This is a genomic window from Rhizobium sp. WCS2018Hpa-16 (assembly GCF_031843705.1).
Lineage (GTDB): Bacteria > Pseudomonadota > Alphaproteobacteria > Rhizobiales > Rhizobiaceae > Agrobacterium > Agrobacterium tumefaciens_C.
The window spans coordinates 41,056-52,785 of sequence record NZ_JAVTIX010000012.1 but is presented as its reverse complement, the minus strand read 5'-3'; the positions used below and the strand labels follow the sequence as shown (position 1 = coordinate 52,785).

10 protein-coding genes are annotated in these 11,730 nt (G+C 50.4%); all 10 read left to right on the top strand.

Annotation, left to right across the window (positions count from 1 at the left end):
- Positions 1-10: 10 nt before the first annotated feature.
- The 10 genes from RQI55_RS22940 (at position 11) to RQI55_RS22895 (ending at position 11,639) form a co-directional block, all read left to right on the top strand.
- The gene (locus tag RQI55_RS22940; RefSeq protein WP_243258659.1) at positions 11-799 is read left to right on the top strand and encodes an SDR family NAD(P)-dependent oxidoreductase; all 789 of its coding nucleotides are present in this window, start codon (positions 11-13) and stop codon (positions 797-799) included.
- A 14-nt stretch (positions 800-813) separates the two neighbouring features.
- The gene (locus RQI55_RS22935) at positions 814-2,406 is read left to right on the top strand and encodes a sulfatase-like hydrolase/transferase (protein ID WP_311273594.1); all 1,593 of its coding nucleotides are present in this window, start codon (positions 814-816) and stop codon (positions 2,404-2,406) included.
- Positions 2,370-3,683, top strand: a complete 1,314-nt coding sequence (locus RQI55_RS22930; protein ID WP_311273593.1) for a capsular biosynthesis protein — start codon at positions 2,370-2,372, stop codon at positions 3,681-3,683. Before RQI55_RS22935 ends, RQI55_RS22930 begins: the two co-directional genes overlap by 37 nt.
- Before the next feature lie 124 nt (positions 3,684-3,807).
- Positions 3,808-5,013, top strand: coding sequence for a glycosyltransferase family 4 protein (locus tag RQI55_RS22925; RefSeq protein WP_155398903.1), 1,206 nt, complete (start codon positions 3,808-3,810; stop codon positions 5,011-5,013).
- A complete protein-coding gene (locus RQI55_RS22920; protein ID WP_042618689.1) occupies positions 5,010-5,984 on the top strand; it encodes a glycosyltransferase family 2 protein in 975 nt (324 codons plus the stop codon). The genes RQI55_RS22925 and RQI55_RS22920 overlap by 4 nt, the downstream gene beginning before the upstream one ends.
- Before the next feature lie 257 nt (positions 5,985-6,241).
- Positions 6,242-7,078, top strand: coding sequence for a hypothetical protein (locus tag RQI55_RS22915; RefSeq protein ID WP_155398902.1), 837 nt, complete (start codon positions 6,242-6,244; stop codon positions 7,076-7,078).
- A gap of 80 nt (positions 7,079-7,158) precedes the next feature.
- A complete protein-coding gene (locus tag RQI55_RS22910; RefSeq protein ID WP_155398901.1) occupies positions 7,159-8,202 on the top strand; it encodes a hypothetical protein in 1,044 nt (347 codons plus the stop codon).
- A 302-nt stretch (positions 8,203-8,504) separates the two neighbouring features.
- Positions 8,505-9,701 (top strand): hypothetical protein, encoded by a 1,197-nt coding sequence (locus RQI55_RS22905; RefSeq protein WP_042618687.1) that lies wholly within the window; start codon positions 8,505-8,507, stop codon positions 9,699-9,701.
- Positions 9,702-9,703: 2 nt separating this feature from the next.
- Positions 9,704-10,357 (top strand): ABC transporter ATP-binding protein, encoded by a 654-nt coding sequence (locus RQI55_RS22900; RefSeq protein ID WP_042618686.1) that lies wholly within the window; start codon positions 9,704-9,706, stop codon positions 10,355-10,357.
- Positions 10,358-10,382: 25 nt separating this feature from the next.
- Positions 10,383-11,639, top strand: a complete 1,257-nt coding sequence (locus tag RQI55_RS22895; RefSeq protein ID WP_311273592.1) for a hypothetical protein — start codon at positions 10,383-10,385, stop codon at positions 11,637-11,639.
- Positions 11,640-11,730 lie beyond the last annotated feature (91 nt).

Sequence of the window (11,730 nt, the reverse complement as noted above, 5' to 3'; positions counted from 1 at the left end):
GAAACGACGTATGGCTCACATTATCATAACAGGCGGATCGAGCGGGATCGGGCTTGAAGTTGCTCGCATCTATCTTGCCAAAGGGTACCGCGTTTCCTTGATGGCACGCAGAGCCGATATTCTGGCCGCCGCGCGGGACGAACTGCTCAAAGCCAATCCGGTCGCGCCAGATGCCATCTTCCTTGTCACCGTCGACGTCTGCAACGAGACTGAAATGCGCGCAGCCATTATAGCTGCGGAAGCCAAACATGGTCTCTGCGATGTGCTGGTTACCTCAGCAGGTCGGGTCGATCCGCAGTTTTTTGACGAGCAGCCTTCTGACATTTTTGACGCGCAACTGGCCGTCAACTTCTTCGGTACGGTCTATGCCGTTCGCGCAGTCCTTGCCGGAATGAAACAAAGGCGAAGCGGCCGCATTATGTTGATCTCGTCTGGCGCAGCACTTATTGGAATTCCGGCCTATGCCGCTTACTGCGCCTCGAAGTCAGCTCTCACGGGTTTTGCGGAGGCATTGAGGTCGGAAGCGCAAGCTTATGGCGTCTCCGTTTCGATCTGCTATCCGCCTGATACGTTGACGCCACAATATGAGCGCGAAATCGGTCTTCGCCCAAAAGCCGCTCAAGTGTTGATGGGGGCTGTGCGACCCTGGAGGCCCCAAACCGTGGCGCAGTTGCTAGTAGATGGAACGGAAAGAGGAAAGCGGCAGGTCCATTTTGGCCTCACCCTGAAACTTTTTTCGTGGTTTTCGGCCTTCATAAAGCCAGTCATGTTCTGGCGACTTGCACGCGTGCCAGCATAGGTTAACAGGGCTTCATGGATATGTTGATACATGAGGATCATCCGATCGCGCTGACAGCCGCTTCATTTGTGGTCGCTGCGGTCGTCGTCTATTTGACAGATCCATTTGCCATGCCGCAATCTGCTAGAAGGAAGAGCCGACTGCCGCATGGCTGGGGACGCATTCTTGTCGAGCATGTCATGCGGCTGCCGATCATTCTCTTCGTGTTCTCTATATTTTTCGCAATCTCCTGGCGGCCACTTTATTGCTGCTTGGGAACGATCAGCTTCTTCGTGATCTTTACGGGCATCTCGCGCGCAAAATACATTTTCATTCGCGAACCACTCGTCTTTTCAGATATCGCGCTGGTGGTCGACGTCTTCAAATACAAGTCTATTTTTTATGCCACAAATCTCAACATCGTCTTCTGGATCATCGCGCTCGGCTATGTCTTTGGCGTGACGGCACTTTTCATGGTCTTTGAACCGGCCATAATTCCACAGACTTTGACGCCAGTCTGGATACTCGTTGGTATTCTCGTGCCAACGCTGTCTGTGCTGTTGTTGTTTGTAAAGCCGATCGGCCAACTGGCGGCCACGATCTCCCAGCGGCTCTTAACAACGCTGGATGTCAAATCCAACACGACCCGCTTCGGGACGTTCACCTCGGTCAGCTATCACTTCATGATGTGGCTCGGCATGAAGCGTGACACTATTATCGAGGAAATCGCGCAACGGCTGCAAAGTGTCATCCATGACATGCTTGGCGAGCCGAACCACGACGCGCCGTTGCTGATCGTCTGGCAATCCGAATCCTTCATGGACCTCAGAAATTGCGGCGATCAGGATCTCGCATTGCCAACAATCGACATTTTGAAGGAACGTGCGGCGCAGTGGGGGCGCATGACGACAGTGTTTGAGGGCGGCTACACGCTTCGCACGGAATTTGCCGTGCTCAGTGGCCTCCAGCCCAATGATGTTCACGCCGATGCAAGTTACCCCTATCTCAGGGCATCGCACTATGCCGACGTTGTTTGGCCCAACAAACTGCGAAAGTCCGGTTGGCTCACCCATTTCATTCACCCCTATGACAGGACATTTTTTCTTCGGCACAAGGCTATGCCGATCCTCGGCTTCAGCGAAATGACGATGCTGGACGATTTCGATCATGTGCCGGAGAGGGACGGGGCCTATGTTTCCGACATGCGTCTGACCCAAAAAGTTCTGCACATCGCAGACAAAGTCGACAGACAGCAGTCTGCACTGCTTTTCGTGGCATCCATGGCCAATCACGGCCCTTGGGAGCCCGGCCGCTGCGAAGGTATGACCGACCCCGTCGACATCTACAAAGAACTTTTGCGCAAGGCAGACGAGGCTTTGGCTTATCTCATTGATGAACTGGACAAATACGACAGGCCCGTCTGGCTTGCTTTTTACGGGGATCATGCCCCGCTTTTGAAACGCTACGCCGATCCGTTTCCCGATCCCAGGACCGATTATTTCATCGTGCCACTCGCAAAGGCACGGCAAGACAAACACAAGTCCACACCGTCCCGCATCGAAGCCCCTTGGACCTTGTTCGAAACGCTCCTATGGCACGCTCATCTTTACAAGGAGCGGTTCAAGTGAGTGGCGAAAAGGCGTTCTTATTTTTACAAGGCCCTTCCTCGCCTCTCTTTGCCAAGCTCGCCGAGCATCTCACCCGCGCTGGACGGGCGTGCTATCGCATCAATCTCAACGTTGGAGACCAGATTTTCTGGAGGCGCGGCGGGGCGTTCAATTACCGCGGCAGCATCGAGAAGTGGGGCGGCTATATCCGGTCGTTCATGGACGATCGTAACATCGGCACCATTATCCTTCTGGGCGAAGAGCGCCCCTACCATAAGGAGGCGGTACGCGCAGCCAAGGAACGTGGTGTCGAAGTCGTCGTTATCGAGATGGGCTATCTCCGGCCTGACTGGGTGACCGTGGAACTGGATGGCATGTCATCCAACTCACGGTTTCCGAATGATCCTGATGTCATCATGGAAGCCGCAGAGAATTTACCCGAGCCGGACTGGACACGGAGCTACTCGCAGACATTTCTGGCAGAGGCGCTGTGTGATCTTGCCTATTACCTGCCGTCAGTATTTTTTGGTTTTCTTTATCCGCGATATCGGTTCCACGGTATATTCCATCCGCTGGCGGAATATACGGGTTGGATAGGACGGCTCGCGACCGAGCGGCGTCGCCAGAAAACAGCTCGCTTGTTAACAGATCAATTGCTGAACAGTGGCTGCCCATGGTTTGTGTACCCTTTGCAGCTTGACACAGACTATCAGCTACGTGCCCATTCCCCATACAACAGCCAGCGTGACGCGATTGCCCATGTTATCTCATCTTTCGCAAAGTCTGCGGATGGGTTGGCAAGATTGGCAATCAAGGTTCACCCTTTGGACAACGGATTGATAGCGTGGAGGCGGGTTATCCAGTCCATGGCTCAGAGTCTCGGCGTTACTGAACGAGTTCTCTATTTCGATGGCGGTGATTTCAACGCCCTCATCACAGGCTGTCGCGGCGTTGTGACCGTGAACTCCACAGCCGCACTTTCTGCGGTCAGCCAGGCCATTCCGACAAAAACGCTGGGGACGGCTCTTTTTGATATCGAAGGACTGACGGAGCAGGCGCCGCTCGATGATTTTTGGCGTTCGCCAACAGTTCCTGACGCAGAATTGAGAACTGCTTTCTTCCGCCTCGTGGCTGCCTCGATCCAGGAGCGAGGGAATTTCTACTCCCAGGACGGCTCTGCTGCTGCGGCGCTTGGTATTTCGAGGAGGCTACTGAGCAATACGGTCAATCGACCCGGCGGCGATGCAGAGTGCGTTCCTCGGTCGCGGCCAATTAAGTTAGCTGGTGACAAGCTTTAGCGTGGACATAGCAAACATTGTGAGGGCGCAAAAGTGCGCTTAAGGGATACCAATCAGCTTTGATTGGTGAGCAGTTCGATGTGTAGACCCTGGCGTCGGTGCCGAACAATGGGAGTGGGCAGACTTGTTTCTTTCGGCCGCAATACGGCGTTTAAGCGATGTTTTTCGGATTCGCAAAAAAAGAAAATCTCAGATTGAGCGACAGGTCGCGCACCTCAAGAAGTTCGTGAGCTACCAGCCATCTGGCGGAATGCCGCCCGTCCGCCCCGCGGATATGAACCGGCTTGATATTACCTGGGTCATACCTGACTTTATGCCCGGCGCTGGCGGACATATGACGATCTTCCGTATTGCCAGTCACCTCGAAAAATTCGGGCACAATGTTCGGTTACTCGTACAAAATCCGAGCGTGCATAAGTCCGGTGCTGCCGCCCTCGAAACGATAAATAAGCACTTCCAGCCCTTCTCAGGGCCGGTCGAATTGTTTCAGGAAAGGACGCCAGAAGCCGAAGGTGATGCTTTGATCGCAACGGACCGGTTTACCTGTTACCCGGTGAACGCCATGAACCGATTTACAAGAAAATTCTATTTCGTCCAGGACTTTGAGCCCTCTTTCTATCCCGCCGGTACCGAAGCACTTCTGAGTGAAGCGACCTATCATTATGATTTTGACTGCCTTTGCGCGGGTGAGTGGCTGCACAGAAAAATGTCTGATCAATTCGGGCGCTGGTCAATGTCCTGGCCTTTGGCCTTCGATGGTGCCGTATACAACCTCGGGCAAGGCGAGGGCATTCGTCGCAAGAATAGAATTGCACTATACGCTCGTTACGTCACGCCTCGACGAGCGGTCGAACTGGCATTCATGGCCCTTGAGATTTTGAAAAGCCGTGACGTCGACTTTGAGGTCGATTTTTTTGGCTGGAAACTCGGTAAACTTGATGTTGATTTCCCATACAGAGATCTCGGAATATTGGAAAGCGCGGAACTTGCGAAGCTATACCGGGAGAGCACTATCGGTGTTGTCTTCTCCGCTACCAATCACTCATTGGTTAACAGGGAAATGATGGCATGTGGATTGCCGGTAATAGATCTGAATCTCGATACGGTGAGATCTATTTTCCCTGCCGGAACGATAGCGCTGGCGGACCCGACGCCTGAAGGTATTGCAGATGTGATGGAGCGATTGCTTTGTAACGAGGAAGAGGGAGCTCTTCTTCGCTCGCGCGGCCACGAGCATGTGAGGGATTTGTCCTGGGAGAAATCTGCGAGACTGGTTGAAGCGGCCATCCAAGAGAGGGTTGCTTATGCCGCCAGCGGGGCGGTGGCATGATGCACACATACAGATGCGCTGTGGTCATACCCGCAAAAAACGCAATCAGCATATTGCCACGTGTTCTGTCTCAAGTGGTATCTCAGAAGACCGAATGGCCTTATGAGGTCATTGTGATCGACTCTGGATCAACAGACGGAACGGTCGAGTATCTACGCAAGCTTGACACGATACGGCTTATTGAAATTCCATCCGGAGAGTTTGGTCACGGCAAAACAAGGAACCTCGGAGTTCAGGCAGCAGACGCCGAGTTTGTTGCGTTTCTGACGCATGATGCTGTCCCTCTTGACGAATACTGGCTTGCTAATCTGGTGGCGATTGCGACCGAGGATGCCTCTATAGCGGGGGTCTTTGGCCGACATATCGCTCATGAACATGCGTCCCCCTTTATCAAGAGCGATCTGGATCAGCATTTTGAAGGTTTTCGCGCCCATCCAAAAATTCTAGGACGCAATACCGACCCAAATCGCTATGAGACCGATCAAGGCTGGCGCCAGCTTTTGCACTTTTATTCAGACAATAATTCCCTTTTGAGGAAATCCGTTTGGGAAAAAATACCTTACCCGGATGTGGAGTTCGCAGAAGACCAACTCTGGGCACGCGCGATTATCGAGGCAGGATACCGAAAGGGCTACGCGGAAAATGCTGTCGTGTATCATTCGCATGACTACGGCGTGAGAGAACAATTTCAGCGAGCATTTGATGAATCACGCAATTTTAAAAAGCACTTTGGTTACAAATTGACGCCAAGTTTTCTGCACATGTGTGAGGCGGTCGTGAGGTTGAGCATCCAGGCTTTCAGGCAAAAGGTGGATGAGCGATACGGTAAGGTTGGTTTTAGTGATCGCGTCGGGAGAGCACTCAGGCGATCTGCTTTGGTGGCGGGTCATTGCGCGGGTGCAAACCATGAAGCTTTACCAGAATGGCTTTCTGCCAGAATGTCACTTGATCAGAAGCTTTTTAGATCGTAAGCAGCCAGCCGACACCGTCCGTTTTGAACTCTCCCAGCCATTGGAGTCTTGATATCTTGACCGGCCTAGCGTTACGGAGGCACTCGAGCCCGTTAGATTACAAGAGTAATTCGCCTTACTGGTTGTAGTCTTTGTTACGGTGAATTTGCTTCGGCGGTCGTCAAAGTGCCCGGTCGCCGCAGGTTGAGCAAATTTGCCTAGAGTGGAATGATTGTCCAAATTACCACTATCAAACGAATCGATGAGGTACACTTTACGTGGGTGTGATTTTTCAAGATGTTGTGCGGTGTGGCGTTAAGCTGAAATACTCCCCTGTACCCCTTTCTCGTCTATCAGAAGATGAACTGCGTTTGACGATTAGTGAGTTGAATCTAATCTCCGGCGATTGCGGGTGTGTGGTTTTCGAGGGTGAGAGCCGACGACTTACTGATCTGGTTATTTTTGCGGGTAATCTTGAGCGCTTTTCGATGCTTTCCGCAGCTCGAGAAAATGCCTCAAGGGTGATTTATTTCCAAGACACGGCTAGCTGGTGGTATGGCGGATCGGATCTTCTGCCTGATATTGAGGGTATAGCGGTTTTTGTCCGTGATATGATACAAAAGCGGCCTTGCCTCGCCTTTGGGCAGTCCTCAGGGGGGTATGCAGCATTGGCATTAGGTGGCTTAGTGCCGCACATAGATGTTCTTGCGTGTTCTCCTCAGACATTTTCGGATATTAATATAAAAGAACATATATATGTATCAGGCCATCTGGCAGTGCAACGGACCCCAGACTATTTAATGGATATTGCTGATCTATACACTCGCATTCGTCGAAGCGGTTACGCATCAGCAATTTTCTCTGCATCGGAATACAAAAATCCATATCAAAGTCATTTTTGGCTAGACCATTTACACATGGCGAAACTGGTAAATATAACTTCGATAGATAAATTTCTTTCAGTCTCTTCAAATCACTCGATAGTATACCAAAGAGCCGCCGAATTTTCGGTTTTGCTAAAAAGTCTGATGGCTGTAAGCGGGAGGAAATCGAAATACCATCGACTTATCCTTCAAGATTTCGTCGGGCGCATGACCGATGGTAACGTAGAGTAATCAGTGGGAAAAAATTCTAGGTTTGTCATCGCATCAATATGTTTGGGAAAATTGAGAAGATATAGAAAATGAACTTTTGTGTGCACATCGATACCGGATCAGAGGTCCATGGTTATTTTGTGCCTGACGGATATTCTACTGTCCCAAAAATCCATGTCAGATTAGACAGTGAAAGCGACGTCCAAGAAATATACACTTGGGTGTTCATCGAAGGAGCTCGTGCGCAGGGCGCGCATGAAACGGGTAATGTTGGGTTCGTGCTTTCAGAAGCGAACGTTCCGGGGCTGACAAACGCCTTGTCTTTACAATTGTCAGACCCTGAAACTGGTCTCGTCTTCTATCGCAGGGCTCAGGTTGGGCAATATATTCCAAAAAAAGTTCTACGTATTGAGACTGGATTGGTGCCGCAGCGCGAAATAGATACAAGTGTAAAAGATCACTTCCAGTTTTTCGAACAACAAATAGAACACCACGGATTTGAAACTATAAGGCAAATGTTGGAAATTATACATCAGCCTTCTGTATACGTTTCGGGCCGTATTCCGTTGAAGAATTTCAGGGTTTACATTGACTACAATATCGATACGACGTTGATTTCTCTAAGAGATCCGTTTGTCGAGCTAGCAACGCGCTTGGCGGTTTTTAGTCGAATAAAAGCGACCAAATTTTCTTTTGTATCACCACGTGATATGATCATCTTCAAATCAGTCATTGATTGGTTTGATGGCATTGATATGAAAGATGAGTCCGCCGTTGTAAAAGCAATTCTGAATGCTCCTGCAGATACATTAAGTTTACTCTCCTCTCCTTTTACTCACCAATTAGTCGCCGCTTCGCCTGCGGACACAGTAAGATTGGAAGATGTATCTCAGGCGCTGGACGTACTCTCACAATTCACAGTGTTTGACAGTGGCCGTGACAATTCGGGCTATTCAAGGAGCATTGCGGCGGCGTTGGATCTGGCGCCGACTGCAATCAGTGTTAGGCCCCCATTGGACGCAATCTTAGATCTGTCCGACGTGATAAGGAAAATAGGCAGGATAGAGCATATCCTTGAGGTTGATCTGGTACTCTATCACTTTATCGAGAAAGCCGAGAAAAGGGCATTCGACGGACTGGCGTAACGGACTATCTGGCGCTGCGAGTGAGAGTGAAAAGCGGTTGATGGCGGCCACCCCAGTTTGGCAAGAAATTCATAACACGCAACGGCCTTTTTGGGGCGCAAAAAAATGGGGCTTCTCGGCCAATTCAAACAACAACAGAATTATCCTGCGTCACGCTCATGACACCATTTGCTGATGAATAAGCGAGGTTAACACGGCTGAGGTTTCTCCCCGAGATTATTATATCTCGGCAAGATACAACTCGGCCCAACAGGCTGGTATGCTGTCACAGCACCATTGAATAGCGATTCCAGGGATAAACCATGAATCTTGAGGTCGGTCATCTCGACAAGGCGGTTAGTATCGCGCCGGCAGACGATGCAGACGCAAATAGTGATAGCTATGAGCGCGGCAGCAGATGGTTTAATAAAACGAACTCATTGTTTATGTTCGTGATTATCCCGGGAATCATAGCTGGAATATATTACTTCCTTTTTGCGAGCGGCCAGTACATTTCTGAATCCCGCATGGTTGTTCGCACGATCGGAGTGAGTGAGCAGTTCGACACGTCTGAAAAGCGTGACGGTCGGTCAATTATCGGTGGCGATTCACTGACTCAGGATTCCTACATCGTCGCCAATTATATCCAGTCGCCACAGATCGTACGGCTCCTCAATGAGCGTATTCAATTACACGACATGTTTTCGCGTGCCGACGTGGATTATTTTTCGCGCTTGCCCAAAGACGCCAGGTTCGAAGACCTTCATAAATTTTGGACAAGGCAGGTTGACACCTATGTTGATGGTCCGTCGGGAATTATCATTCTCACCATTCGTGCGTTTTCACCGGAAGACGCGGTGAAAATTTCCGAGGCTTCGCTGCAAGCGGCCGATGAGATGATTGATACCATTTCAGAAAAAGCAAAACACGATCTCATACAGCGCGGCGAGAATGACGTTACCCTGGCTCTGGCGGAATATCGAAAGGCTCTCGACAATTTGAGAGAATACCAAAATAAGACCGGTATCCTCGATCCTTTAGCTTCAGCAAAAATGTCGAATTCGATTATAGCCAAGTTAACTGAGCAAAAACTGACATTGACTGTAAGCTTGAACTCACTCGTGGCGGCCGGAGCCGACAATACTGCCAGAGGCCGCGAACTGAAACGGTCGATCCAAGCGATCGAGGACCAGATACGCTTGCGCCAAGACAGTGTTGCGGGTGCGACGCCCAGCAGTGGTGTGCAAATCTCGTCAAGCATGGCGGAATTCTCTCGACTTGAAACGCAACGCGTCGTCACGCAAGCGTTGTACGAATCGACCGTGAGGAATTTGGACACAGCAAAATCGACGGCATTGAAGAGAACGACTTTCATTTCCGTTTTTTCGGACGCTCATGTTCCGGAAGAATCGCGTTACCCGGATCGTTTTTCGCAGTGGATTATTCTGCTCGGGGGGCTCTTGACGCTGTGGATGACGGGCACTCTGATCTGGATGTCCATTGAGGATCATAGAGTTTAATCATGATTTTTTTGGACCGTGTTACCAAATACTACAAGACAGCTGCGCACCGGCGCTACATCCTGCGAGATCAGACGATGCATTTTGCCTCCGGAAGGTCCTATGGACTGCTGGGCGTCAATGGTGCGGGTAAGTCTACAACGATGCGGCTGATCTCGGGTGCCGAATTGCCGAATTCCGGTCGCATAACGCGACAAGTGCGGGTCTCCTGGCCACTTGGCTTTGCAAATGGCTTGAACCATCAGCTAAGCGGCAAAGAGAACTTAAAATTCGTTGCGCGCGCCTATGGTGAAGATTTTTACCGTGTTCTGCGGTTCGTCGCTGATTTTGCCGAGATTGGCAGCTATCTCAACGAACCAATACGAACCTACTCGTCAGGTATGATGGCACGCTTCGCGTTTGGACTTTCGATGGCAATCGAGTTTGATTGCTACCTCGTTGACGAAATCACGGCTGTTGGAGACTCGAACTTCCAGCGCAGATGCCGGGAAGCGTTTCGTCAACGCAGAGAGAGATCTGATGTCATTATGATCTCTCATGACATGGATACGATCAAAGATTATTGTGACGTCGCCCTTGTCCTTATAGATGGGCATATGGTGCAATTCGAGAGCGTCGAGGAAGGGATAGCGACTTACATGCGCTTGAACCGTTAATGGCCTTTTCGTTCGGAGACTCGGTGTGAAAGAAAACAATAAGCTTGTTCAACAGGGCGCGTTATCTGCATCGGAACGGAGCCAAAAACTAGCATCGGCGCTTAGTTCCTACGCGCGTATGCTTACGTTCGAAAACCGTAGTCGACGTAACCTCTACCGTTTGGCAGGGTTGGCGCCGCGAACGCGCGACAAAATATTCTCCATCTTGATTGGGGTCTGCTTTGCGCTGACATTCGTCATACCGCTGTTGATGAGTGTGATTTATTACACGATGGTTGCCAGCCCAGGTTATGTGTCTGAGGTTCGTTTCGTCCTTCGGTCTTCTGCTCCCATGCTCTCAAGAGACCGCTACGCGAGTTCAACCGTAGAGCCTAAAGCAAAGATCGTTCAGGACACCGCCGTATTATTGAACTATCTCGACAGCCCCGCTTTGATCGAGGATGTTTCAAAAAATATCTCGCTTGAGAAGTATTTCGGGCGTGACGAAATCGACTACTTTTCAAGGCTCAATCCCGAGGCAAACCAGGATAAGACGCTGAAGTATTGGCGTAAACACTATTCCGCTTCGGTAAACCCTAAAAGTGGTATCGTTGAGCTTCAGGTTACGGCATATACCCCGCAAGAAGCGAAAGATTTGCTGCAGTTGGTTCTGAAATTATCAGAGGCTCAGGTCAACAAGCTGAGTTCAGGCATGTGGAATGACCTTCTGGTCACAACGCAGCACGACGTTGAAAATGCTACAAAAAATGTAAGTGATCTCAGAGGCCGGCTTAGAGATATACAGAATACAACGGGCGTCTTTGACATCGATATGTCAGCGGAGCGCTTCAGCTCGGTATTGACCGGCGTTGAAACCACCATAGCTGATCTAAGAAGTCGCAAGGCGGCCTTGGGTGAGACGGTGGGCGCGGATGCTCCACAGGTGTCTGAAATCGACAGACGATTGCAGGGATTGGAGGCTCAGGCAAAGGAACTGCAGGCAAAAACGGCTGGTGTAGGTAAAGACAGCCTTGCGGCATACTCGACCGCTTTTGAGAATGTGAAGCTTGACCTTAGGCTGGGTGAGGAACGTCTTCAGTCGGCTATTACCGATCTGGAAAAGGTGAGGTTGGTGAGTTCACTTCAACTGGTTTATGTCGATAATTTCACTAATCCTACGTTACCGGATGATGCCGCTTATCCTAGAACTTTGCTGCAGCTGTTTTTACGGTTTTTAGCTTTCGCAGCATTGGCGTTGTTCGTCTGCGGTTCAATCATGCTAATTCGTAAGAAGCTCGATTGATCCCTTTCTTCGACTGATCGCGGCACAACCAGATTCCTCACTGCGACGCGAAGACCGTAACTTTTCGTTTAATCTGCTTTCGAACTTCTCA